Below are 24311 nucleotides of genomic sequence, written 5' to 3' on the forward strand. Positions count from 1 at the left end.
AAATGGAATCAATAGCAATATTCAGAGCCTTGCAATTAGGCGACTTTCTATGCGCCATACCAGCCATTCGTTCGCTCCGAGAGGCCTATCCCGATGCGCATATTGCCTGGATCGGATTGCCCGGCACCGAGCATCTACAACGTCGTTTCAACAACTATATCGACGAATTCATTCCCTTTTCGGGTTATCCGGGGCTGCCAGAGCAGGCTGTTAAACCGCAACGAGTCCTTACCTTTTTGCAGCAAATGCAAGAGCGGGCCTTCGATCTAGTGCTTCAAATGCAGGGGAACGGCACCTACGTAAATCCACTCGTCGCCTTATTTGGTGCAAAAAAGGTGGCCGGATTTTATAAAGCATCCTACTTTAGGCCAAATGAAGATTATTTTATCCCCTATCCGGAAGATTTACATGAAATTGAAAGGCATTTATCATTAATCGGACACCTAGGGATTCCCATAAAAAGTAATGAGCTTGAGTTTCCTATCGGAAAGACAGACAGCGATATTTTAAACAAATTTGAGTTAACGCCTGATCGTTTTATCTGCATACATCCTGGAGCGCGCGGCATAACGCGCAGGTGGCATCCAAAATATTTCGCGCAGCTGGGCAATCAATGTTTTGAAAAGGGTATTCAAGTTGCCATAACCGGTACAAAAGAGGAAAAGTCCATAGCTAACGAACTGGCGGCACATATGGATCGTCCCCCTCTGATATTGATGGGACAGACCGATTTAGACGACATTGCACTCTTGCTTCGGCATGCTAAAGGCTTAGTATCCAACTGTACGGGCGTAGCGCATATAGCATATGCGCTGCGAATACCCGCCGTTGTCATCAGCATGGACGGCGAGCCGCACAGATGGGGGCCTTTACATCCTAGAAAGCAATATATCATCGATTGCCAAAAGAAGCCGAACTTCGAAGAAGTTCTTCAAAGCTTCAATGATCTAATCAATTCGCCATAGCGACAAGGCGCGTTTGACGATGTCGCTAACCGCCGGCAGTGGTAAATAATCGGCATAGTACTTTCGATCCACGTAACGGATAATTTCGTTTTTACTTTTGACTCGCTCATCAATGCTGTATTCCATTATATGCGCCGTAGCCATCCACGGATGGTGCTGTGGATTGGTTTGTGCATAGAGCACGACCTGAGGAGTATCGACCGCAGCTGCCAAATGAATAGTAGCGGTATTGACCGATATGACTAATTTTGACATTTTCAAAAGTGCTGCAAACTCCTCAAGGGAGAAAAGTCCACCAGTCGAATAAGCGTCCCTTCCTAACTGACGACTCAGGCGCTCTGTCAACGGCCTTTCTCCTTCGGAACCGGTAAAGACTATCGGCGCGTCCAGTACGGCTCTCCATTCCGCTGCAAGTTGAATCCATAGCTCTTCCGGAAATTTTCGCTTCTCTTCGCTCACGCCTGGATGAAAAACGGCAAATGGCCTTGTGCCATCCATCCCTAACTGATGAAGCTTGGATTTTACCCGAGAGAACGCCTCCTTTTCGATCGCTATAGCTATTTTCCTGTTTACCGTTACCGCGCCTACACGTTCAACTAGATCCAAGTCTCGCTCTACCTGATGCTTAATCACTTCATAAGGCTCCTTTTCAGGAACCCAATAATTTATCAGCTCATAGGGATTTTCGCGGCAATATGCTAAACGCCTCGGAATACCGGCCATCCAGGCTATGATGGCGGCAGGCAGGGCACTCTGACTATAAACCGTAAAGATCACACAGGCGTCGAAAGAAGCCAAACGCAAGCGCGACACTAAACCGTTCACTCCTTCGATATTGCTGCTTTGTTTCAAGCCCACCCACGGTAAATCGATCGCTATCATTTCATCTACCATCGGTAATAACGAGGCCGCTTTCGACCCTTCGCTAGACGTCAACAGTGTAATGCGACAGCCAAAGCTTTCCTTTAGTGCCCTGAAAGCGGGCGACGACATCAGTACGTCCCCCAGATTATCGGCCCTTACAACTAAAATATTTTTACAGCCCTGCCATGTGTTCATTAAGCTTTCAATTTGGTTAATTGGTTCGGCGCGGAATTTCCTTGAATGCGTCTAATAATGTTGGTAGTCGACTTTCCATGTGTAAAAGGCAACAATACCAACTCTGCGCCAACTTCATTTATCGCTTTTAATTCAGGCAGCTGCTTATGTTTATAATCTTCTCCCTTTACTACCACGTCGGGTTTTAAAGCGCGTATCAAATTTGCGGGGTTATCTCCGTCCTCTTCATTGCCAAAGCTAATAATATAGTCGACCGATGAAAATGCCGCCAGTACATGCATGCGGTCTGCCAGCACATTGATAGGTCTCCCTTTGCCTTTAAACCGTCCAACACTTTCGTCCGAGTTTACTCCTACCACCAATACATCGCCCAGCTTCTTGGCTTGCTGCAAATAATGCGTATGGCCACAATGCATGATGTCAAAACAGCCATTGGTAAAAACGATCCGTTTGTTTTTAGCCTTAAGCTGTTCGATGAGGCAAGCCAAAAGCGGCTCAGAATCTAGCACTTTCGTTTTATTGACGATTTTATCAATCAGATCAACTCTTGTACAAACGGCAGTGCCCGACTTTTCCACTACGCACCGAGAGGCAATCTCGGCAATTTGCGCAGCGTCTGCCTGCTCGGCATTGGATATAAGTGCCAACGTTGCCGCTCCTAGGTAGGTATCTCCCGCGCCACAAACGTCAGCTTGCGCAACGGACGCTATAGGAAAGTGTAATGGCTTCTTGGCTTCTTCCATCCAAACGGCACCGTCAGCATCCAGTGTAAGTGCGATACATTTTGCCTTTGTCTCTTCCAGAAGTCGCTTAGAAGCTTGCGTTACCTGTGCAATCCGGTCGCTACCAGGGGATAAACCCAACAAACTGATCGCCTGCTTATAATTAGGCTTTACTAAATCGGGTTGCAACGCTTTAAACGACGATAAACGCTTAGAATCAATCGCCACGAATTTGGGAAAACGCTCTTGTAATTGAACCAGTGAAGCGATCACGCGTTCACTGATAACACCTTTCTCGTAATCAGCTATTATGACAGCGTCACATCCTTGATAAGCTTCTTCTAAAAGATCAATCAAAAGCGACTCCGAGGATTCGTTCAGCGAGCAGTGATCGCCTTCATCGAACCGCAGTAGCGTATGCTGATCGGCAACTATTCGAGTCTTTACCTCTGTTAGTCGCTCATCATCATGCACTAAATACTGTGCCTGAATTTTGTGTTCATTTAACAAGGGTTTTACGCGCGACTCAAAAAGATCTTCCCCAACAACACTGCAGAGAAAAACGGAAGCACCCAACGACTGCAAATTTGCAGCCACATTACCAGCGCCTCCCAAACGTTCTACCTTCTCCTGCACGTCAACAACGGGCACAGGTGCTTCGGGTGATATGCGGCTCGTGCCGCCATATACAAAAACATCTAATATGAAATCACCGACGACAAGGACTTTTTTATCCTCAAATTGATGTATTAATTCTAGCAGCTTTTGGCTCATAATCTGACATTTTTGAATAGGCCACTACTTTATTAGCAGCTTCGAGAAAATCGGATGCGACAAAAAACGGCCTTCTGTAAAGACCATCATCTATCCATTCCGTTTCATTCCCATTATTGATTAATATAGATTTGCATCCGGCCCGGTTCCCTGCCTCCACATCGTTTAAAATGTCGCCAAACATCCAAGACCGGCTTAATGAGATGTGGTGATCGTCTGCAGCCTGCTCTAACAGGCCGGGCAATGGCTTTCTGCACGTACATGAATACGAAAAACGCGGAACAACACCCTCCGGATGATGTGGACAGAAATAGAACCCTTCGAAGAGAGGCAGCCCTTCTTTGGCAAAAAGTTGTGCCAGCGCTGCTTTTACTTCAAAAATCGCGTCTTCCGTAAAAAGACCTTTTGCAATGCCCGACTGATTGGTTACGATAATAAATCTAAAGTCCTGTTCGGCTAGCAGATGAAGACCTTCGACTACGCCTTTTTCGAGTGTAATTTTACTTGTGTCAACATTATAAGGGATATCGGGAATTAAAGTTCCGTCCTTATCTAGAAAAATAGCCTTTTTGCTAGCTTGCATGATGTTGCTTCGTTAAATAGTACGCGTTGGTATTTAGTACAGCGTATCCTAACCTCTCCTCTCTGTTTTTTATGATCCGTTTGGTAGGCGCTAAGGCTTCTTTCTCCTTTGATGAACCTTCAGACGAAAACAGGCGCTGCTCAATTAATGTGCAAAGCGAATGGATAACGTGTAATTGTATTTCTTGGATGCGCTGTGTACTATCCGATGGGACCACAATATTGATGTCTCCGTAAGCGTAAGCCGCTCCTCCTTCTTTGCCCAATAGATTGATACAGATCATGCCGAGTTCCTTTGCCTTTCCAATAGCTTTCAGCACATTATCCGAATTGCCACTTGTACTGATTGTAAATAGAATATCTCCCTCTGTGCCCAAGGCTTCTATCTGTCTGGCGAATACTTCTTCAAAGCAGAAATCATTTGCCCAAGCTGTCAGCGTCGAGGTGTCCGCCGTTAATGGAATGGCAGGAAGCGCCGGCCTTTTTTCCATATCAAAGCGGCCTACAAGCTCGGCGGCGAAATGCTGGCTCTCCGCCGCGCTACCGCCGTTACCGCATATTAACATCTTTTTTCCTTTACTAAAACTCTTACTTATCAGTCGCCCTGCGTCTAAGATCGCCGGTGACAGTAAAGCAGCAGAAAACTGAAAAGCAGTAGCCGCCTCTTCAAACGCATGCGCCACAAGTTGAGATTCATCTTTATAGTCTAGGAAATCTGGATCAATAAGCGATTCGTATATGGTCATGACAGCCTTCGCTACTTTTTCCCATGTAAATAGGTGATTCACCCGTTCAATGCCTTGTATACCCATTACGTTCCCTTCCGACTTCAAAATTCTCCGTAATCTGTTCGCCAGCTCGGCTGGCTTTTTCGGTGGCACCAAATAACCCGTCACGCCTTCAACAACGCTGTATTTAATTCCGCCTACGTTAGATCCTACCACCGGAGTTCCGCAGGCCATAGCTTCTAGTGGTGTAATTCCGAAAGGTTCATACCATGGGGTGGACACAAAGACATCAGCCGCACTGTAATAATACTTCAAATCCTCTCTCTTTTTTGGTCCCACAAAGTCGACGTAAGGCGAAACGCCCTCCTCTTCGGCAATGCGTTGCAATCGTTTCAGCTCAGCGCTCGCCATAAATTGCTCTCGATCTCCCTCTCCGCCAACAACCAGCAATTTCACCTTAAAGTTGTCTTTCAGATATTTCAACGCGTAAATAACATTGTCAACGCCTTTTCTGGGAACCATTCGGCCTAATTGCAAAATAATTTTCTCTTCACTTTTAAGCCCCAGTACCATCCGCGCATACATCTTATCGATAGGATAAAATTCTACCGGATTGAAGCCGCACGGAACAACCGCTATGCGTTGCGCATTTGCATGGTACATATTAATGAGGTCCTGTTTGTCTTGTGGACATTCTGCGATAATACAATCGGCCCCTCGGGCTATCTTCTCTTCAATAGCCGACCGCTCTTCTGGAAACTTATCTTCTCCTTGTAAATGCAGTCTTCTGACTTTTCCTAAAGCGTGGAATGTGACCACCAGCGGTATATGAAATGTTTCTTTCAGGGAAAGCCCTACCCAAGCGGACATCCAGAAATTGGCATGTATTAATTGGTAATCTAGCTGTTCAGCCTGAATAAACCCTGCCATGTCTGCTTGAAAGTCATCCATAAATTCAAAAAGCCTTTCTTTCGGCACGCTGTGCGGTGGCCCTGCATCGACGTGCACAACCCTGACATCTGGGAATAACTGAACAATTCGAGGCAGCTTATCACTATCTCTCCTCGTAAAAATGTCAATGGCATAACCGTCTTTTGCAAGCTGTTTAGCGAGTTCGGTAACGTATACGTTCTGCCCGCCACTATCTGTCCCTCCCAACATAGCAAGTGGGGACGCATGTTCACTTATAAATGCAATTCTTTTCTTCATAATGTTTTGAATAACCTGGGCAACTTACACGACATGTGATCGGCTTTCATATTTTTTAGACTTTTACATAGTATCGCGAGGGCCTTATCCCATTCATATTATTGCTTATACTGCTTAACAATTGAATAGAAATCAATACTAATAATTAATTTTTTGCGACCTTCGTTTCCTGTAACGAAACAAGAGGCATACCCAAAACTTAACATCTCTGCCGTTTCCTATATTCAAGGAAAGAAATAGCTACTAGTCGTTACATTAGCATAACATTAGAATTTTTTGCTCCCAGATAATAAAATGGGGAGATAAAACTGGTCTGGTTTTCATACTGTCCTAAAAAGTAAATAAGTCTGTTCGCTAAAACAGATATATAGACCGCTTTTGAGCAGAGGCATCGACGATCGTCTCTTTCCAATTCCGTTTAAATAAAGGAACAGTCATTGATGGGCTGTATAGAAAAGGACTATACAATGCCTTATATCATACTCATATTAGCCGGCGTATTTGCTACCGCTTTTACTATACTTGTACAAAAACTGTACGTGATTATAAGCCAAAGTGGAGTGACCGTTACGCAGTTATTTACTTTTTTATTAATTAAACGCCGAAACGGCGAGGCAAATACAAGAGGCGAAAACTACCGCTTGAAGTTAGGCCTGCTCACTTGTTATCTCATAGGAATCTTTTTTGTGTGCTGTTATTATTTGCTTTGGAAAATTGGTGTAGGAAAGCCCGATGTGATCACCGCGTTGTTATTCGGTATTGCCCATGGGCTTTTAAGTATCTTTCTGGCAAAAATCTGTTTGAAAAGAGGCCTCATCTCCAATGGCATAACCACACACTTTTATATCAGTCTACTGCTCGCGCACCTTGCCTTTGCGCTCACAGCTGTACTAAGCCACAACTTAGTTACCCAGCTGCTGCGCATAGGCGAGATACAACCATGAATTGATTAATAGCGAAAGCTCGCCACCATTGCCTTACCTTGAGGCATCTCCTCTTCGCTCAACACGTAGATGTTACCTCTATTTCGAATCGTTTGGCTTACGGCTTCGTTGATAAGGCAGTCGTCGCCCTGTTCCCGCTCCGTATGTACGGTCACTTGATTACGCGCTACATCAGATTTTCCCCATACATGGCTGTGCTCTTTAACAAATAGATCTTGCACCTGCCCCATATGACTAGCCATGACGATTTTTGCAATGTCCTCACAGCTGGTTCCACCGCCGAGATTATTGAAATAGTTCGTTAACGCATCCTTGGCCGGTTTTTGTAAATAGGGCAGCATGATACTTTTAGCCTTCTCCAAAATTGCATTCGCATCCACCCGTTCGTAATTACCAGCCAAGTGCTCAGCAACAATATTTCCGTAGCGACTAACCTGCTTATACTTGGCAACCATATATTCCACGCCGGCTAGGAGTAACGGCGCCTTTTCATTTCCCAACTTTTCTTTCCATAGCGTTTGGTCTACCTCCTTTAAATAGACTGTCAAGTATTCTTCTTCATCAGCCAGTCCGGCATCATGTCCGTGAGCATTTCCTACTCCCGCTGCCGGACTGCTTCCGGCGCGAAACAATCTGCGACCACTTTTTTCCTCATAATGAATTACGTCGTCCATCCCTTGAGGTAACCCCGATATCGATAACTCTTTTACTGAAAAAGCAGTGGCGGCGTAGAAAGACGCTGCATTTTTACTAAGCGCTAGTACATAGAATGTTTGGTCCTCATTGAGTAAAGAGAATATAGGCGTCAGGTAGAAAGTATTATTGATATAGGTCTCTTCGCGCGTTTGTATCGGTAGTTTAACAGCTTGAAAACTACCTTCTGTAATAAATAAAGCTAAACTTTGATCTAAGGCGTACCAAAATTTCTTATCCTCCAGCAAATCGAAGGCCGGTCGTAGTAGTTGCCCGATCACCGCTTTATCCTTACCCAATGCTTGGAGTTGCCTTTCAACGTCTCTCAACATATTTTTATATAGCAACCAATCCTGCCTTTCGTTTACCTCGAATCCCGCACGGTGCGTCGGTAAATACATCGTTATACAGGTGTCCCGTTTCTCTTTCGCTAATGCGAGAAATTGCTCTTTCGAAATGTTATCCATAATGATATTTTTTTTTGCCTATCCGATTACTCCGTCGTCACAAAAGGTTTATACTTGGGGAACAAAAACTTAACCCGGCTTGCTCAATGTGCATGCCGCTGTATCGGGATCGATGTGCCGAATCAGAAGCGAAGCGCCTCACTTAAGGTTATTGCTCAATTCCTTTGCTATCCGAAGGTGATTTCTAATAATGGGTATATTTTTGTTGGCGAAAGCTTGAATATGGACGTCTTTACCGCTAGCCCCTGCTTGATCGAACAGCGTGACGGCGGTGGTGTGATCTTCAATCATCTGTTGTATAAAAGCACGATCGAATTCTTTTCCGGAAGTGTTTCGTAGTCTATCAAGCTTGCTGTTCTGTGCCTCGTCCAGGCTCTCCGGAACGTCCACCCGTCTTTGGGCTACGATGTCCTTTAAATCCTTGCTTAATTGCTGATGTTGCGTTATCAGCAGTTTTCCATAACTCTGAATCGCAGTGTCTGCCGACTTCTCGCCAGCTAACTTGCCTGCCTCAGTTTCTACCATACCGGAAGTTATCACTGCCGTTACGAATGCAACATCCTCCGAATCTAAGCGCCCAGAGTCAGCTTGCATCTTATTCGCTATAGAATCCTCCATTCTCAAGGGTCGATCTCGGTATTTGTTTCGCTCTTGCTCATTACAGCCTACCAGAAGAAATAATGCGCAGATAAAAATCGTTGTCTCTTTTAACATTTTTATTATACCTTTTTAATTTAACAATCAATTAATATACCTTTTTCATAACATCTACCTGAACGCGCCCTAGCCGTGTAGGAAAGTATATACGCAGATTTTGTTGTCGTCCGTGCAAAATAAACCATCCACTTTTCTATACAACACGTAAAACCATACCAAACGCTATAGACCTGCGACAAGCCTTTAGCATGTGTTTTGCAGGTGAATGCCAGATTATCACAGAATTTTTGTTTTTTTATGTACCCTGTTGTTACTTTATTACTTATGTTCCAAGTATTCGATCAGCAGTCGCCATCACAGAGCTCAACTGCACTTTGCAAAAACAAGCAGATACCAAAAGTAATGGAGAAGAGTGTCTTAAAGGCCTTATCTTTTTATCCGGAATTGGAAGATGTCCATATCCGCTTCGTGTTTAAGCAAAATATACGACGATCGGTTATGCAAGCACAACCGGTTCCATTTTCCTTGCTTGGAAAAAGGAAGAACAGGGTGTACGAGATACAGATAAGCTCTCTTTTTAAATTGACCCATAGTGCCCTTCCGATTCACCAGCTTCCCGATAGCGTCTTAATAGGATGGATAGGTCACGAACTAGGACATATTATGGATTACGAACAAAGGAGTCTCATTGGAATTATTCGCTTTGGTCTAGGTTACGTTCTTTCTAAAAAGTTTATTCAACACGCGGAGAAAACAGCCGACACCTTTGCGGTTAACCACCAACTTGGCGACTATATTATCGAAACAAAGCGCTTTATTTTGGATCACGCAGATATTCCTCAAGCTTATAAAGATCGGATAGCCCGACTGTACCTGTCTCCCGATGACATTGTGGAGCAAGTAAGAGAACTGGAGGAAACGCGCTCCCTACCCTAAACTATCAAAGTATGCTGTTAGGGCTTCGAAGTCCGCTTGTTTCATAACACGCGGAATCTTCACCTGGCCTCCCGCTTTTTTGGTGGTCTCAGCCCACCGATAAAAGTGATTAACGGGCACCGTCCTAACTTCTACCGATTTAAGCGCCTTATTTCTGGCCACCTCATAGTTTTTGTTTAGCTCCTTTAAATGTTCGTCCAAGCGTTTAGCTAATCCCGCCGTGTCTAGGTCTTTGTCCGTTCCAATCAGCCAGCGATTTGTATAATCCGCGCCTACTCCCACATGCGCTGTTACAACATATTCCTTTATCTCTATGCCATATTCTTTTTCGATGCGCTGAATAGCTTGGTCCATTTGATCTACAGAAAGTTGCTCGCCTATTACGTTTAGATAATGTTTAACACGCCCACTTATTTTGATTTCCGCCCGGTCTTTGTCGGTAATTATTACTGTATCTCCAATCATGTAGCGCCAAGCGCCCGCCACCGTTGAAATTAAGAGTACGTAGTTCTCTCCTTCTTTTACATCTTCTAAGGTAAGCACCTCTGCCTCCTGCCTCACTGCGCCCTCCTCCGTCATATTTGATTCGGTAAAAGGAACAAATTCAAAAAAAACACCATTATCGACAATCAGCGCCATTCCTTCGGCGTCCGGACGCTTTTGGGTGGCCAGATAGCCTTCGGAAGCGAGATAAGTGTCTATGTACACCAAGGGACGTTTTAATAATTTTTCAAAGCTCATGCGATAAGGCTCGAAAGCAACGCCTCCCGAGGTATAGACGCTTAAATTGGGCCATATATCATGGATCGTCTCTACCTCATGGTACCCCAGGATCTCTTTCAACATCAATTCTGTCCAAGACGGTATTCCGGTTATACTACCGATGTCCCATTGACGTGCATTCTCTGCTATCCGCTTGATTTTTAAATGCCAATCGTCTATAGCGGCAATCTCGCTTCCTGGTTTATAGAACTGTTTGAACCAAAACGGAATATTTCCCGCACTGATTCCGCTGATTTCACCTTCTAGATGATCGCCTTTTTTGATGAGGTTGGTACTACTGCCGAGCATAAAAATTTGCTTCTGAAAAAAGCTCGCTGGCAGATCAAAATTTTTCAAACTTAGGATTTGCTGTATACCGGCACGTTTAATAGCTTCTAGCATATCATCCGTAACCGGTATATATTTACTCTTACTGGTAGTACCACTGCTTAATGCAAAATACGCTTGCCCGCCGGGCCAGGTTATATTTTGGTGCCCTTCTAGCAGATAGTGCCACCAATCTGCATAAATACCATCATAATCGTAAATCGGTAGCAATTCCTGAAAGGACTGTACGATATCTCCACTTTTAAGAATTGCTTCAAATTGAAATTTTCTTCCAAATGCTGTAAATTTAGCTGTTTCGAGCAATTCACTTAAAACCTTATGTTGTTGCCTAACAGGGTTTGCTTCTGACTTGACAGTCCCTGTTATTTGAATGGCCTTTTTTATTATTTCTCCAATAATTGCCATATATGATTCTTTCCTCCCTAAAGCGTTCAATTCTCATTCCATGTTTTGGAGACTTTTGCCGAGAAATAATGTGTTCTCCTCTCTTTACACGTAGAGACCTAGCACATCAAGTCCAAGTCCATCGAATTAGCTATTTAGGTAAGTTTTTAGCTAGAGTCAAATGTTCTTCTAATATCAGTAGCGTCTTGGCAGCGAAGGCCTTCAAATCGGTATCGGTTAAAGAAGCGGACGCATTTTCAAAGAGCTTGACCACCTTATCATGATCTTTAACCATCATATCGGCAAAAGCTTTATCGAAATCAGCGCCTTCTTTGGTTTGAAGCATCGCAATATGGTCTGCATGGGCTTTACTAGGACTGCTTGGTAGTGTCCAATTTTTCCGATTCGCAATGGTCGTCAGTTCTTCATTTGCCTTACTGTGGTCGGCAACCATCCTTTTTCCGAAATCGCGAATGGCTTGATTCACACCTTTTTCTTGGGCCAATTTGCCGACTGCTACCTCTGTTAAACCGGCATCAGCCGCTTGATTCACGAAACTGGTGTCGCTAAGGGCAGGCGCGGAAGTAATCACACTGTCCGACTTATTGCCCATACTGTCGTTCATCTTTTCAATGCTATCGACTGTTTGATCGCCCCGATTGCCTGCGTTACACCCCGCTAGGAATAGGCCTACTATAAGTAGAAAATAAACTGATTTCACTGCTTTTGTTGTCATGATAGAAATTATTTACATCGACAGTCCAGTTATCGTGCCCAAATCTAGCGCGTATATGCCGAACGAAAAAATAGCGTCTCCATCGCTCTCCCAAATGGAGCTCCGCGCTTTTGGCAATATTTTTACCTGTGTACTAAATTTTGTATAACAGTGTATCATACAAGCAATACGTTTAAAAGGCGGCACGGATTTCGCAGGTATCGGGTATGGAAAGTCTTGAAGCAAAAACGCCCATATTAAACGACCTTGTCCAGTTGAACAACGATCGCATAGCCGGCTATCAAAAAGCCATCGATAAAATCGGCCATGAGGACGCTGAACTAAAAACCGCATTCGATGGTTTCATCACACAAAGTCGTCAGTTTCTAACCGAATTGAAAGAGGAGTTGGAACACAGCGGTGGGGCGATTGCCGGCGAAACAAGCACGGAGGGCTCGCTCTTTCGAGGATGGATGGATATTAGCGGTATTTTCACCGACGATAAAAGACGAAGTATACTGAGGACTTGCGTGGAAGGAGAAAAGGCTATTTACGACGCTTATGCTCATGCTGAAAAGACCGAAGAGCTTCCATCAGACACCCGTTTTCTTCTATCTCAACAAAAGCAGCAGCTAAAACTCGCAAGTAATAAGGTAATTACCCTCTACACGCTCGAAAAAGAGGGCTAGAAAACATGTTAACAAAAAAGTAAAACAATTTAAAGGCCAACATGTTAAAAGGTCAACACATTACATTTACCTTATTACTTAAACTATGAGCGCGAATATCAAATTGAGAATTCAAAACCCACTATTGAAAACCGGCTTACAAGCCATGTTAAAAGAAGAAAAGAATATACTGCTATTGAGAGACGAATCTTACGACGAGCTGGCAGACATCTGCTTGTTCGAATTAAATAACGAAGACGATATTCGGTATATAAAGAATATGGAATCCATCTCCTTGAGATCCCGCATTCTTACGGTTTTATCGGCAAATGATTTATCATTGGTCACGCAAGCGCTTGAATACCAAGTGGCCGGTGTACTGATGGATAATGCTTCAGCGGAAGAACTATTATTCGCTATTGAATATATTATAAAGGGTAATAAATACGTTGCGCCAAGTATTTCTTTACAATTTATCCAAAAAATAGGCAGCCTAGGTTCATCTACGTTGTTTTCATCCAAGATGGAACTACTGAACCAAAAAGAACGAGATGTACTGGAACTGATTATGAGTGGTCATGCCAATAGAGAGATTGCATATCAGCTTTTTACAACTAAAAGGAAAATTGAAGAAATACGAAAATCCATTATGAAGAAGATAGGCGTGGAAAACAATTTAAGCTTAACGGCATTCTATCTCAATCAGGAACTGTATCACAAAGACCAGTGGGCACAACATAAGGCGCAAGCTTAAGCAAACTTTAGACGGATTACCGGAAACGGTAATCTGTCTAAAACCTTAGCTATCCCTCTACTATTTCATACAAGCCGTCAGAAACTTCATTTAAAAACCGACTCGGTTTGGTAAACACGGCGTCCCAGGAAGAAACATAGGCAGGCATGCTAATAAATAGGTTTTCTTTCGCCCTGCTACATGCAACATAAAATAAACGCCGCTCTTCCTCTACTTCTTCCAATGAAGCCATCGATCTTACCGACGGCAAGATACCATCTAAAGCAAAAGGAACGAAGACCGTATGCCATTCCAATCCTTTCGCTGAATGGATCGTTGAAATTGTTAAAGGCTTTTCGTCGCTCTCATTGAATGGTATATTTTTGTCTTGATAACGATTGGATGGCGGTTCTAAGGTAAAATCTGCTAAAAACTTTTCCAAGTCTTCATATTTGGCAGCGATCTCTGCAAAAATATCAAGGTCGACCGTCCGCGCCTCAAAGTCGTCCTCTATCCGTTGCAATACCGGTTTATAGAATTCATAAATGGGAGGAATCAAATCAGCGGGAACGGGATCTAGTTGTTGAATTTTATCGAATAAATCCAAAAGCTGCTTAAAATCGTCGTTTTGTTTTCGGCCTGTAAATAAGCTGGTGTCGATACGTCCATTTTGCTGATGTATTTTACCAATAATTTCCTTGGCGCGTACATCACCGATGCCTTCGAGGAGTTTCAGTACGCGATGCCAGGCCACAGCGTCCATCGGGTTCATCGCGATTTTAAGGAACGAGATCATGTCTTTCACATGCCTTCTCTCTCCGAATTTTATCCCGCCAACAACAACGAAGGGAATATTCCGCTTCATCAGTTCGGCTTGCACAAAATTAGACTGCCAAGACGCCCGACTGAGCACCGCAAAGTCAGAATAGGCTAAATCATTCTCTTTCAAAGCCATTATCGTATCTACAATATATTCGGCTTCCTCAGCGGCGCCAGGAAGCCGAGCAACGCGAGGTTTTCGGCCTTTTTGAAGACGTGAAAAAAGTTTCTTTTTAAATCCAATGCGCGCATTTTTGATAAGGTCATTGGTGAAGTCGAGTATACGCTGGGAACTTCTGTAATTTTCCTCGATTTTAACCACGCCACACTGTTCGAAATGTTGCGGAAAACGCAGTATATTTTCAAAATTTGCCCCACGGAAGGAATAAATGCTTTGCGCATCATCACCCACCACCGTTATATTTCCCTTTTGAGCCAGTAGCTCTACAATCTCCCGCTGTATATTGTTCGTGTCCTGATATTCGTCAACCAAGATATAGGATATCTGTTCTTGCAACGCTTTCTTAAAATGGATATGTTGCTTGAGCTTATCCCTTAAGGTGTCTATCAGATCGTCATAGTCCATGAGATTTGAACGCCGCTTGTACGCAGCAAGCAATGCGTGAACCCGCTCAAGATCGGTTACGAAACGCTCATTTTCCGGAAAATAAGTCGCGATAACCTCCGGGATACTGAGTTCGTGGTTCTTCGCTTTAGAGAAAATTGCCTGAATAGTACTTGACTTTGGAAAGTGCTTACTTCCTTTCTTGGGCGTTAGGCCCAGCTCGGTTTTAAGTAGGCTGATGATATCTGTAACGTCTTCCCCATCAATTATCGTAAAATTGGGAGGTAGATCGATCAAAGGGTGATATTTCCTTAAGGCATAGTTGGCGAAGGCGTGGAAGGTTCCTCCCAATACGTTGGTAATGGACTTGGCACGCAAAAGCTTTTGTACGCGGCTAAGCATCTCATTAGCGGCTTTCCGCGTAAAGGTGAGTAGTAAAATCTCATTTGGCTCATAGCCTTTCTCTATCAGGTAGCTTACTTTATAAGTAATGACTCGGGTTTTACCCGTACCCGCTCCAGCAATTACTAACAAGGGCTTATCGGTCGTACACACAGCAGCTAGCTGCTGTGTGTTCAGCTCTTGCCGATAGTTGATCTGAAGATTGGAAAGCTCATAGGACCGATGTATATCGACTCGTCTTTCATCAATGTGCTTGGACACTTCCATCAACATTTGCAGATGCTGTGGAAGATGTGTTTCAAAGTCTCCAGTGCCAATTTCTTTATTCAATAACGCTTTAAGCCCTTCTTTACGCCGACTGTAACTTACAATCTTTGTATCGAGTAATAAGCCATCTAACAAGCTGTCCAGGTTATCTGGATGGTGGTCTTCCCCATCATGCCTATTTTTGTCTTCATTGCCCGTGTCCATATGCACTCTGCTAATTATTAACAACTAAACTATAACGCCAAAAATACACTAATTTTTTTAGCATTCCAATTTCTTCTTCGGCAGATGTTCCTTACCATTCGTCCTATAATACCGCTACTTGCCGACGTCTTGTATTCTAAATAGAAAACTTCATCCTCACTGGTCAACAGAAGAAAAAAGCTAAAATCTTATAACAACAAGCTAACTTTCTTAAATAAAAAATCGATAAAATATATCTTCTTTGTAATCGAGAAAACTACGAAATGAAAACTATTATTTGTAAAGAACCAGGCAAGTTTGAATGGCGTCAATCAACGCCTCCAATGCCTTCTAAAGGACACAGCATTATACAAGTGGAGAAAATCGGGATATGCGGCACGGATATACATGCCTTTGGTGGCACACAGCCCTATTTTGATTATCCCAGAATACTTGGACACGAGTTGGCAGGAACGGTATACGACACCAGCTCCGAATCGGTATTAAAAAAAGGAGATCGGGTTACAATCATACCATACCATTATTGTGGAAAGTGCATTGCATGTAGGAAGGGGAAAACAAATTGTTGTGTTCATATGCAAGTTTTTGGTGTGCACATAGATGGCGGTATGCGCACTTATGTGAGCATACCAAATCATTTAATCATTAAAGACAACGGATTAACGCTCCAACAGCTTGCTCTTATTGAACCGCTTGCGATAGGAGCACACGGGATATCCCGTGCGCATTTCTCGCTGGGCGATTTCATTCTGGTTATCGGCGCAGGGCCGATCGGCCTAGCAACCATGGAGATGGCGAACGTACGTGGAGCGACTGTAATCGCTATGGACGTTAATGCGAACCGCTTGCGGTTTTGTAAAGAGGCTTTAAACATAGCGCATACCATTCTCGCAAATGTAGACGACCCGATCGACTCATTACGTGCGATAACAAAAGGAGATATGCCAACAGCCGTGTTCGATTGCACGGGAAATTTAAATGCTATCAACAGCGCTTTTCAATATACGGCCCATGGTGGTGAATATATATTAATAGGCTTACAAAAAGGTGATATACACTTCAGTCACCCAGCGTTTCATAAGCGAGAACTTACCCTGATGAGCAGCCGGAATGCCACCATAGCTGATTTCGAACATGTTATAAAATGTATTAAAAAAAATGAAATTGATCCAGAGAAATACATTACCCATCAATTTAAAGCGGACGATGTTGATCAAGCATTTAAGACCTGTGCAAATCCTTCGTCGGTAGTTATTAAAGCACTGATAGATTTCAGTGCTTAGCCATAAAATGCCTAGTATGTAGTGTACACGCACCAGTAAAAGGTGCTTTTTCTATTGTTCAGGATATTCCTTATGTTTACAAAAATTTGTATTATATAATGAACATTCAAAAAACCTATCCATGCGTTGTGTTACTTGCTGCTTTGATGAGCATGCAGGCATGTAAATCTAAGAAAATGGCTGTGCAACCAAGCGCTGTTGTAGAGACTGAAAAAAAGGAAGAACCTGTAAGGGAAACAAAACCGGAACCGGCACCCGTAGAGAAAAAGGAAGAGGAACCCGTAGTTGAAAAGCCGAACTATAACTTTAAGAACATCCTCTTTGAATTCGATTCAGGCGTGTTGAAAACCGAATCTTACAGCGTACTCGACCAAATCGTGCGTGAAATGAAGAAAGATCCCGCCGCTAAATTCACTATCAATGGGCACGCTTCGTTGGAAGGATCCGCAGAACACAACATGGCCTTATCGGTAGACCGCGCAAACGCTGTAAAACTTTATTTGGTGAATGCAGGTATTAATCCTGCTAGTTTAACCGCTGAAGGTTTCGGTGCCACTAAGCCAGTAGCTAGCAACGATACAGAGGAAGGAAAATCCTTGAACCGACGGGTAGAAATTAAGCTTTCTAAATAAAACCTGTTTGCACAAACCGTAAGGAGGCCGCCTAGAAAATAGTTTTTTCGCAAGAGCCGGCCTCTTTACTTTCAACCTATTTGTGGAATAACAAAAAAAGGCCGACGTAGCGCCAGCCTTTAAACAGTGTTTTCAAAGGTAGAATATGTTTTAAGGTAGAATATTTATAGTGTAGAGTAAGATACAGAATTCAACGAACTGCCATTTATAGCCAGGATTTGGTTGTATTCTTCTAATAAGTTGATGTACTTGTCTTTCCAATAATTTATTTTTTCGTGTTCTTCTGTTAAAAATGCAACGTTCAATAATTTACTGTTGTCGAATGCGCGTTGAAATTCGTCCGAAGAGAATAATTCCGGAAATTCGATTGAGAAGTCGTGTTTTAAAGCACAACCTATTTTAAAAATAATTTCCGGCTTGAATTTGGGCTGATTGAACCAGTTGTAAATAGACCTCCGATTTACCTTCATCAATCGAGCTAGTTCGCTGATACTGTATCCGTTACGCCTTATTGTCCTTTCAATAATTTCGCCATAATGCTTGTCCATAGTTTTTCTCATTAATTGGTAGTAAATTAATTTCTACACAAAGAAACGAGACAAACAGCGTAAAGACCAGAGGAAAAATCACAAAAAAATACAGGAATTTTCCTGTATTTGTCCATTCGATATGTAATATAGCGATAAAACACATGTTCAAACTACAATTTTTCACAAAAAAATAACCTTGTATTAATACACATATGAATAACGCGTGCTTATTCACATTTTCTGGCGCACTAAGGCTTCATTTTTCGCAGCTATTTCCTCAAACATTTAGGTCTCTTATTTGTTAAATAAACAGTTAAATCATTTTTTATCGTTTTATATGCATTCTCGTCGGGAGTTTTTACAAAAGTTGGCCGTATCAACAGCTAGTTTACCCTTTCTATCAAGTAATTTTTCATTAATGGAGGAGCGTCCCTTAAGAGTGGCTATCATGGGCTTGGGCGGTTATGGCACACGCGTCGCCGAGGCGATGCAGGCTTGCAAACGGGCTCGATTGGTAGGTGTAGTAAGCGGCACACCTTCGAAAATAAAGGCCTGGCAAGCGAAATATAACATACCCGACAAAAACTGCTATAATTACGAGACCTTCGACAACATAAAAGATAATCCAGACATTGACGTAGTATATGTCATTACACCCAACGCACTGCATCACGACCATGTAATACGGGCAGCGAAAGCCGGAAAGCATGTTATTTGTGAGAAGCCGATGGCACTTAACGCGAAAGAAGGACAAGAAATGGTGGATGCCTGCGAACAGGCCAAGGTGAAATTGTTGGTTGGTTACCGCATGCATTTCGAACCGAAAACCTTGGAAGTTGTTCGGCTGAGAAAAAAAAATGCGTTTGGAAAAATCCTGTTTTTCCAAGGCCTCTCCGGATTTGAGATAGGCGATCCCAACCAATGGCGACTAAATAAAGAATTAGCAGGAGGAGGTTCGTTAATGGACATCGGTATATATGCAATTAACGGTGCGCGTTATATGGTAGGTGAAGAGCCTATCTGGGTTACCGCCCAGGAAACGAAAACAGACAAACAAAAGTTTAAAGAAGGGGTCGATGAGACCATCCAGTTTCAAATGGGATTCCCGAGCGGAGCCTTAGCCTCTTGTTTGTCTACCTACAGTATGAATAACCTCGATCGCTTTTTCTTGAACGGTGAAGAGGGCTTTGCCGAATTGCAACCTTCAACCGGTTATGGCCCAATAGAGGGCCGAACGCATTTAGGTCCCTTAAACCAAGCGCATAAAACGCATCAAACCATACAGATGGACGAAATGGCAGGAATCATCATGAATGGAAACAAGCCCGTTGTTCCTGTAGATGGCGCGGAAGGCTTAAGGGATTTACGAATTATTGATGCTATTTACCGAGCCTGTCAAAGCGGCCAAAAGGTGTCCGTTTAAGAATACTTTTTCACCAAGCCTTCTCTAGCCCTATACACCCACCGGTTTACGGCGGTAAACTGCGCGGGATATAATCCGTAGGGAGCTGCTGCTTACAAAAAAGACACCTGTTTTTTTATATCCTGTTTGCAGCAATTTGATAATCAATAAATAAAAAAAATTTAATAGTATTTTAACGAATAATGCTTATTTTTATCGCCGTTGAATCATAATCAAAAACTCCAGGCCATGTTCATCGGTGCAGTGAAATGGTTTGATAATCAAAAAGGGTTCGGGATAATCGCATTACCTGAAGAAGAATCCTTATTCGTTCATATTCGCGGCTTTAGTTCGACGCCCTTAGCAATCGACAGTGGAGATGTTGTGATCGGCGAAAAAAGACCGGACAGAAAAAAAGGGGGCTTCGTTGGTCATAATTGTCATTTGGCAGCTTACAAAAAAGACTGGGAGCTGGCGATGGAATTGTTAGACCTGGAAGCTAAAGTAAGCCTCCCTCCGGCTGTCGACCCGCTTAGAAAAGGATATCGAAAGAAAAAGGATGAAGATTATCTTTTAATTCGATTAGCAGCAAGACAAATATTACAGGGCAAAACAGGAGACGAGATCTATGAGATTGTCACACTGTATTTTCAGCAATCATTATCTTCCTCGTCCTTCCTCAAATATGCACAATTAATCACAGTTGTGTTAAACGAATTATTTGAACAACCTATAGCAAAACCCTTGCTAACGAGGATATATACGTTTTTCGGAGAGATGTTAAATCATGAGATGCTTTTTCTCGTTTGGAAGCACGGCTGTTTCGAATACATTGGCTATGAAGCTGATGGCGACTTCGAAATCCCTGAAGAAATTCTATACTTATACGCAACGGAAATCGGTCATAAAGAACTGGAACGCATTAAAGCATATAGTTTCGGCCCTTCCTTTTGTGCTGAAATCGTTGAAGCAAATATTGAGGCGCTCGATTTAAATAATGCACAGGAAATGGAGATAGCCAAATCTTTCATTGACGTTTTAGACGGCGATGAAAGGCAGCATTGGCAAGATTATATAACGAGCGGCCTTTCTAGGTAGGCCTTTCCCCCTATTATTTTATCAACGCATCCCAAAGTAGCTCAACAGGATGATAGGCCCTCCGGCCTGTAGCATCTTTTATTTGATGTCGACAACTTGTACCCGGCGCGGCAACCAGCTCGCCTGAAGAAGCTGCTCTTATCGAGGGAAATAAAACCAGCTCGCCTATCTGTTGTGACACAGCAAAATGTTCTTTTTCATATCCGAAAGAGCCCGCCATACCACAGCATCCAGAAGGGATAACCTCTACCTCATAACCTGCGGGAAAACCCAATATTTTTTCAGTAAAACCTACCAGATGAAAGGCTTTTTGATAGCAATGTCCATGAAGTTTGATTTTTCTGTCTATGGTATGGAATTGATCTCTAGTGATATTCCCACGGTCTATTTCCCTAGCAATAAATTCATCTATCAGCAACGCGTGTTTTGCAAGTTGTTGAGCGTCGTGCACTAAATCCTTATCAACTAAATCCAAATATTCATCCCTAAAGGTAATAATCGCCGATGGCTCTATACCGATCAACGGGCTTTCGGCAGAGACGACATCTCTAAATGCCCGAACATTCTGATTGGCTATTTTCTTTGCCTTACGCAAAAGTCCTTTAGATAGATAGGTGCGGCCACTCTCCACATGATTAATAAGTTTTACCTGATATCCCAAAGCACTTAACAGCTTGAAGGTAATCTGTCCGATACCTACATCATTATAATCGCTAAACTCGTCACAAAACAGATATACCGGTTGCTTGAAAGTGGTGTTCCTACTTTTTTGACCGTGTATCCATTTTTTAAGTGTGATATCGCCTACTTCCGGTAAGGAGCGCCCTTTAGCAAATCCGATGCTTCTTTTGATTAATGACGATAAAAACTCATTTTTAACAACCGCATTGTATAAAGCAGGCATGTAGCTTGCCAATTTTTGTGATTTAGTAAAGTTTGCGATGACTTGTGTCCTAAAAGGTGTTCCGTTGGCATCGTAATAATGTTGTAAAAACTCCGCTTTCATTTTTGCAACATCGACAGCCGAAGGGCATTCGGCTTTACAGCCTTTACAGCTTAAACACAAATCCATCGCCTCTTTGATTTCCGGATGGTCAAAGCGATTCGCTTTGGTAGAATTTGTTAGAAATTGTCGAAGCATGTTGGCCCTGGCCCTTGTGGTATCTTTCTCTTCGCGTGTCGCCATGTAAGAAGGGCACATGGTTCCGCCCGTAATATGCGATTTCCGGCAGTCTCCAGAGCCCGAGCATTTTTCGGCCAAGCGAAGAATACTCTCTTGCCTCCGGAAATCGAAAACAGTATCTATCGCAATAGAAGAGGTATCTTTCTCGTATCGTAAAAATTTATCCATCGGGGGGGTACCGACAATTTTATTTGCGTTAAAAATTTGATCGTAATCAAAGACCCGTTTCACGGTCTCCAGAAGTTGATAGACGTCCGCCCCCAACACCGTCTGAATAAATTCTCCACGCAACCGCCCGTCACCATGTTCGCCACTTAAAGACCCATTATATTTCTTCACTAAGGTTGCCGTTTCAGCTAGGATCGACCTAAATTTTTGTTTACCTTCCGGCGTTTTTAGATTCACCAAGGGTTCAACGTGCAGTTCGCCAGCACCAGCATGAGCATAATAAGACGCAGTGGTTTGATATTTTGTCAAGATAGCTTGGAGGTCCTCTATATAAGATGGAAGATCCTCTGGCGATACAGCGCAATCTTCGATCAGATTGACCGGCTGTGTATCGCCTGGCAAGTTACGAATAAGTCCGAGTCCGGCTTTACGGACATCCCACACCTGAGTGGTACGCGCTCCTGTAATAAGTGGGTAAGCATATCCTATCCCCTTATCCGCCAATTCCTCCAATAATGCGTTTGCTTTTTGCGTTACGCCGCTCAGGCTATGATCGCGAAACTCAACCATCAATAACGCGGCGGGGTCGCCTTCCATAAAGAAACGATTATATTGGTAAGTAGGATGATCCTTTGTGAAATCGAGGATATACTTATCGACCAATTCAGATGCTTCGGGTTGGTGCTTCAAAGCGACTATATTTGCGTGAAGCGATTCAATAAGTGTTTGACAATGAATGCAAAGTATACCGACCTCTTGGGGAGGCAAGGGCATTAGGTTCAGTTTGGCTTCGGTAATTAAGGCCAGCGTGCCCTCAGAACCGGCTATCAGTTTGCACAAGTTGAAGGGCTCCTGTTGATCTGCCAACAAATCCAGGGCATATCCCGTATTTCGCCGTGTAATCGAACGCTTAGGATAATTTTCTTTAATAATCTTTTGGTTCTCTTTGCTACTTAATAATTCATTAATCTCTCTATATAACGCACCCTCTCTGTCGTTTTGCACCAGTTTTCCGAACAGGGCTTTTTTATCAAGCGCCTCAAAAACAACGGCACTGCCATCATCCAATAATGCCCTTACAGCAAGTAGATGCCGACGTGTATCACCCCATACGATCGAATGCAAACCGCTGGAATTATTGCCAATCATCCCTCCTATCATAGCACGGCTCGCAGTAGATGTTTCCGGTCCGAACATAAGACCATAAGGCTTTAAATAAGCATTTAAGTCGTCTCTTATCACACCCGGCTGTACCCTCACCCAACCTTCCTCCTGGTTCACTTCAATAATCTTCGTAAAATACTTAGAAATATCAATAACGATTCCTTTGCCCACAACCTGTCCTGCCAGCGAAGTTCCGGCAGTTCTCGGAATCAGTGTAATGCGGTGCTGCCTCGCAAAGGCTATCAAAAGTCCTAAGTCCCGCTCGTCTTTTGGAACGGCAACAGCAATCGGCAGTTCCTGATAAACGGAAGCGTCTGTGGCATAAGCTAAGCGAACTGTATGATGCTCGGCTGTGTCTTGGTAGTATAATTCACCGGAAAAAACGGCTGCTATCTTTTCAAAATGTTCATTAATGTTCGAGGAATCCATATAAATGTGTCGCTGCTAGATCGGCTAATAAACAGTAAAAATATCGTATTAACCTTTAAAAAGAAAATTTTTCGGGATATTTCCAAACACTTTTGCACGCACCTTTTACGTTTTTTTGTGCAGTTTCTGTATATACGGTTTTCCGCTATTAATCCGTAGCTTTACTCTAAGACAAACAAGGAATTATGGGAAACTTCGTCGCTCTTAAAGATTTCGCTTATCATTTAAAAAATTTCTTCTTAAAGCATCCCGAAAAACTGCCCAAAGGCATTAACACGAAGGACTTGCAGGTTAAACCCTTTCAAAACGCATGGATAGACACCCGCTTAGATTCCGATTATCAATATGTGCGTTATATGGATGTATTATTTTCTGGAAATGAAAGCACGCAAGATAATCATTTCCATAGCTTTATAATCACTTATTCTTGCGACGAGCACGTAATAGACGTCATGAAAATGGAGTTCTACAGTGCGTTAACATCGGCTTGATCTCATTTTTATATCATCCCAACCGACCTTAAAATCCCGGCTTAGTACCGGGATTTTTTATAACATTCGAGTTGATTTATTATTCTTCATATAATCGTACAGCCCGGACACCTATTTTTTCGAGCTCTCTAATAATCTCCAGATAATTTATGCTGATACCACTTACGATCAGCAGCTTGTAAATTGATTCAATATCAAGTTTCCACTCCATAAGTCCGCTGATGTTTTCTAAAGCACTTAACAGTTTATTTTTCGAAGCAGGTGTTTCAATATTTGTCTTGAATATTAACGTTTCCATAATAAAAAATTTTAAGTTATAACAATCACT

The 24311-nt window shown here is 42.9% G+C and carries 22 protein-coding genes; 10 read left to right on the plus strand and 12 right to left on the minus strand.

Going from position 1 to position 24311, the window contains the following annotated elements:
• The first annotated feature begins 2 nt into the window (after positions 1 to 2).
• Positions 3 to 965 (plus strand): glycosyltransferase family 9 protein, encoded by a 963-nt coding sequence (locus tag EPX21_RS15055; protein WP_134090517.1) that lies wholly within the window; start codon positions 3 to 5, stop codon positions 963 to 965.
• On the opposite strand, the gene EPX21_RS15060 is transcribed toward EPX21_RS15055, so the two are convergent.
• From EPX21_RS15060 to EPX21_RS15075, 4 genes are read right to left on the minus strand one after another with little or no spacing between them, the layout of a single operon-like run.
• A complete protein-coding gene (locus tag EPX21_RS15060) occupies positions 948 to 2024 on the minus strand; it encodes a glycosyltransferase family 9 protein (protein WP_134090518.1) in 1077 nt (358 codons plus the stop codon). The genes EPX21_RS15055 and EPX21_RS15060 overlap by 18 nt on opposite strands.
• Positions 2024 to 3520: a D-glycero-beta-D-manno-heptose 1-phosphate adenylyltransferase gene (gene rfaE2 / locus EPX21_RS15065; protein ID WP_134090519.1), complete on the minus strand. Its 1497-nt coding sequence runs from the start codon at positions 3518 to 3520 to the stop codon at positions 2024 to 2026. The genes EPX21_RS15060 and rfaE2 overlap by 1 nt, the downstream gene beginning before the upstream one ends.
• The gene (locus tag EPX21_RS15070) at positions 3483 to 4103 is read right to left on the minus strand and encodes an HAD-IIIA family hydrolase (protein WP_134090520.1); all 621 of its coding nucleotides are present in this window, start codon (positions 4101 to 4103) and stop codon (positions 3483 to 3485) included. Before EPX21_RS15070 ends, rfaE2 begins: the two co-directional genes overlap by 38 nt.
• Positions 4093 to 6039: a glycosyltransferase gene (locus EPX21_RS15075; protein WP_134090521.1), complete on the minus strand. Its 1947-nt coding sequence runs from the start codon at positions 6037 to 6039 to the stop codon at positions 4093 to 4095. Before EPX21_RS15075 ends, EPX21_RS15070 begins: the two co-directional genes overlap by 11 nt.
• A gap of 467 nt (positions 6040 to 6506) precedes the next feature.
• Here EPX21_RS15075 and EPX21_RS15080 point away from each other — a divergent pair, with 467 nt between their 5' ends.
• The gene (locus tag EPX21_RS15080) at positions 6507 to 6983 is read left to right on the plus strand and encodes a hypothetical protein (RefSeq protein WP_166670781.1); all 477 of its coding nucleotides are present in this window, start codon (positions 6507 to 6509) and stop codon (positions 6981 to 6983) included.
• Positions 6984 to 6988: 5 nt separating this feature from the next.
• Here EPX21_RS15080 and EPX21_RS15085 read toward each other — a convergent pair whose 3' ends face one another.
• Positions 6989 to 8143, minus strand: coding sequence for a hypothetical protein (locus EPX21_RS15085; RefSeq protein ID WP_134090523.1), 1155 nt, complete (start codon positions 8141 to 8143; stop codon positions 6989 to 6991).
• Between the two features lie 138 nt (positions 8144 to 8281).
• Positions 8282 to 8857 (minus strand): DUF4142 domain-containing protein, encoded by a 576-nt coding sequence (locus tag EPX21_RS15090; protein WP_134090524.1) that lies wholly within the window; start codon positions 8855 to 8857, stop codon positions 8282 to 8284.
• Positions 8858 to 9124: 267 nt separating this feature from the next.
• Between EPX21_RS15090 and EPX21_RS15095 the strand changes: the two genes are divergently transcribed.
• The gene (locus EPX21_RS15095) at positions 9125 to 9736 is read left to right on the plus strand and encodes a hypothetical protein (protein WP_134090525.1); all 612 of its coding nucleotides are present in this window, start codon (positions 9125 to 9127) and stop codon (positions 9734 to 9736) included.
• Here EPX21_RS15095 and EPX21_RS15100 read toward each other — a convergent pair.
• The gene (locus EPX21_RS15100) at positions 9728 to 11251 is read right to left on the minus strand and encodes a GH3 auxin-responsive promoter family protein (RefSeq protein ID WP_134090526.1); all 1524 of its coding nucleotides are present in this window, start codon (positions 11249 to 11251) and stop codon (positions 9728 to 9730) included. The two genes, EPX21_RS15095 and EPX21_RS15100, sit on opposite strands and share 9 nt — an antisense overlap.
• A gap of 130 nt (positions 11252 to 11381) precedes the next feature.
• Complete coding sequence (locus EPX21_RS15105; RefSeq protein WP_134090527.1) at positions 11382 to 11966, minus strand: DUF4142 domain-containing protein; 585 nt, start codon at positions 11964 to 11966, stop codon at positions 11382 to 11384.
• A gap of 206 nt (positions 11967 to 12172) precedes the next feature.
• On the opposite strand from EPX21_RS15105, the gene EPX21_RS15110 reads away from it, so the two are divergent.
• Positions 12173 to 12634 carry a PA2169 family four-helix-bundle protein gene (locus EPX21_RS15110; protein WP_134090528.1) on the plus strand — a complete coding sequence of 154 codons (462 nt, stop codon included), beginning with the start codon at positions 12173 to 12175 and terminating at the stop codon, positions 12632 to 12634.
• Positions 12635 to 12719: 85 nt separating this feature from the next.
• Entirely contained in the window at positions 12720 to 13367 is a 648-nt protein-coding gene (locus EPX21_RS15115; protein ID WP_134090529.1) for a LuxR C-terminal-related transcriptional regulator, read from the plus strand.
• Positions 13368 to 13416: 49 nt separating this feature from the next.
• On the opposite strand, the gene EPX21_RS15120 is transcribed toward EPX21_RS15115, so the two are convergent.
• Positions 13417 to 15603, minus strand: a complete 2187-nt coding sequence (locus EPX21_RS15120; protein WP_134090530.1) for an ATP-dependent helicase — start codon at positions 15601 to 15603, stop codon at positions 13417 to 13419.
• A gap of 263 nt (positions 15604 to 15866) precedes the next feature.
• On the opposite strand from EPX21_RS15120, the gene EPX21_RS15125 reads away from it, so the two are divergent.
• Positions 15867 to 16886: a zinc-binding alcohol dehydrogenase family protein gene (locus tag EPX21_RS15125; RefSeq protein ID WP_134090531.1), complete on the plus strand. Its 1020-nt coding sequence runs from the start codon at positions 15867 to 15869 to the stop codon at positions 16884 to 16886.
• 98 nt (positions 16887 to 16984) lie between these two features.
• Complete coding sequence (locus EPX21_RS15130) at positions 16985 to 17518, plus strand: OmpA family protein (protein WP_134090532.1); 534 nt, start codon at positions 16985 to 16987, stop codon at positions 17516 to 17518.
• 164 nt (positions 17519 to 17682) lie between these two features.
• Here EPX21_RS15130 and EPX21_RS15135 read toward each other — a convergent pair whose 3' ends face one another.
• The gene (locus tag EPX21_RS15135; protein ID WP_134090533.1) at positions 17683 to 18066 is read right to left on the minus strand and encodes a helix-turn-helix transcriptional regulator; all 384 of its coding nucleotides are present in this window, start codon (positions 18064 to 18066) and stop codon (positions 17683 to 17685) included.
• A gap of 319 nt (positions 18067 to 18385) precedes the next feature.
• Here EPX21_RS15135 and EPX21_RS15140 point away from each other — a divergent pair, with 319 nt between their 5' ends.
• Positions 18386 to 19471 (plus strand): Gfo/Idh/MocA family protein, encoded by a 1086-nt coding sequence (locus EPX21_RS15140; protein WP_134090534.1) that lies wholly within the window; start codon positions 18386 to 18388, stop codon positions 19469 to 19471.
• 228 nt (positions 19472 to 19699) lie between these two features.
• Positions 19700 to 20548 (plus strand): cold-shock protein, encoded by an 849-nt coding sequence (locus EPX21_RS15145; protein WP_134090535.1) that lies wholly within the window; start codon positions 19700 to 19702, stop codon positions 20546 to 20548.
• Between the two features lie 13 nt (positions 20549 to 20561).
• Here the strand turns inward: EPX21_RS15145 and EPX21_RS15150 are convergent, their stop codons facing one another.
• Entirely contained in the window at positions 20562 to 23492 is a 2931-nt protein-coding gene (locus tag EPX21_RS15150; protein ID WP_134090536.1) for an FAD-binding and (Fe-S)-binding domain-containing protein, read from the minus strand.
• 185 nt (positions 23493 to 23677) lie between these two features.
• On the opposite strand from EPX21_RS15150, the gene EPX21_RS15155 reads away from it, so the two are divergent.
• Positions 23678 to 23983 (plus strand): hypothetical protein, encoded by a 306-nt coding sequence (locus EPX21_RS15155; protein WP_134090537.1) that lies wholly within the window; start codon positions 23678 to 23680, stop codon positions 23981 to 23983.
• Positions 23984 to 24062: 79 nt separating this feature from the next.
• On the opposite strand, the gene EPX21_RS15160 is transcribed toward EPX21_RS15155, so the two are convergent.
• The gene (locus EPX21_RS15160; RefSeq protein ID WP_134090538.1) at positions 24063 to 24281 is read right to left on the minus strand and encodes a hypothetical protein; all 219 of its coding nucleotides are present in this window, start codon (positions 24279 to 24281) and stop codon (positions 24063 to 24065) included.
• Between the last annotated feature and the right edge of the window lie 30 nt (positions 24282 to 24311).

It is taken from the genome of Olivibacter sp. XZL3, from assembly GCF_004368405.1.
Lineage (GTDB): Bacteria > Bacteroidota > Bacteroidia > Sphingobacteriales > Sphingobacteriaceae > Olivibacter.

Coding starts and splice junctions, on each gene's coding strand:
- EPX21_RS15055 (WP_134090517.1), top strand. CDS start 3: ATGGAATCAATAGCAATATTCAGAGCCTTGCAATTAGGCGACTTTCTA.
- EPX21_RS15060 (WP_134090518.1), bottom strand. CDS start 2,024: ATGAACACATGGCAGGGCTGTAAAAATATTTTAGTTGTAAGGGCCGAT.
- rfaE2 (WP_134090519.1), bottom strand. CDS start 3,520: ATGAGCCAAAAGCTGCTAGAATTAATACATCAATTTGAGGATAAAAAA.
- EPX21_RS15070 (WP_134090520.1), bottom strand. CDS start 4,103: ATGCAAGCTAGCAAAAAGGCTATTTTTCTAGATAAGGACGGAACTTTA.
- EPX21_RS15075 (WP_134090521.1), bottom strand. CDS start 6,039: ATGAAGAAAAGAATTGCATTTATAAGTGAACATGCGTCCCCACTTGCT.
- EPX21_RS15080 (WP_166670781.1), top strand. CDS start 6,507: ATGCCTTATATCATACTCATATTAGCCGGCGTATTTGCTACCGCTTTT.
- EPX21_RS15085 (WP_134090523.1), bottom strand. CDS start 8,143: ATGGATAACATTTCGAAAGAGCAATTTCTCGCATTAGCGAAAGAGAAA.
- EPX21_RS15090 (WP_134090524.1), bottom strand. CDS start 8,857: ATGTTAAAAGAGACAACGATTTTTATCTGCGCATTATTTCTTCTGGTA.
- EPX21_RS15095 (WP_134090525.1), top strand. CDS start 9,125: ATGTTCCAAGTATTCGATCAGCAGTCGCCATCACAGAGCTCAACTGCA.
- EPX21_RS15100 (WP_134090526.1), bottom strand. CDS start 11,251: ATGGCAATTATTGGAGAAATAATAAAAAAGGCCATTCAAATAACAGGG.
- EPX21_RS15105 (WP_134090527.1), bottom strand. CDS start 11,966: ATGACAACAAAAGCAGTGAAATCAGTTTATTTTCTACTTATAGTAGGC.
- EPX21_RS15110 (WP_134090528.1), top strand. CDS start 12,173: ATGGAAAGTCTTGAAGCAAAAACGCCCATATTAAACGACCTTGTCCAG.
- EPX21_RS15115 (WP_134090529.1), top strand. CDS start 12,720: ATGAGCGCGAATATCAAATTGAGAATTCAAAACCCACTATTGAAAACC.
- EPX21_RS15120 (WP_134090530.1), bottom strand. CDS start 15,603: ATGGACACGGGCAATGAAGACAAAAATAGGCATGATGGGGAAGACCAC.
- EPX21_RS15125 (WP_134090531.1), top strand. CDS start 15,867: ATGAAAACTATTATTTGTAAAGAACCAGGCAAGTTTGAATGGCGTCAA.
- EPX21_RS15130 (WP_134090532.1), top strand. CDS start 16,985: ATGAACATTCAAAAAACCTATCCATGCGTTGTGTTACTTGCTGCTTTG.
- EPX21_RS15135 (WP_134090533.1), bottom strand. CDS start 18,066: ATGGACAAGCATTATGGCGAAATTATTGAAAGGACAATAAGGCGTAAC.
- EPX21_RS15140 (WP_134090534.1), top strand. CDS start 18,386: ATGCATTCTCGTCGGGAGTTTTTACAAAAGTTGGCCGTATCAACAGCT.
- EPX21_RS15145 (WP_134090535.1), top strand. CDS start 19,700: ATGTTCATCGGTGCAGTGAAATGGTTTGATAATCAAAAAGGGTTCGGG.
- EPX21_RS15150 (WP_134090536.1), bottom strand. CDS start 23,492: ATGGATTCCTCGAACATTAATGAACATTTTGAAAAGATAGCAGCCGTT.
- EPX21_RS15155 (WP_134090537.1), top strand. CDS start 23,678: ATGGGAAACTTCGTCGCTCTTAAAGATTTCGCTTATCATTTAAAAAAT.
- EPX21_RS15160 (WP_134090538.1), bottom strand. CDS start 24,281: ATGGAAACGTTAATATTCAAGACAAATATTGAAACACCTGCTTCGAAA.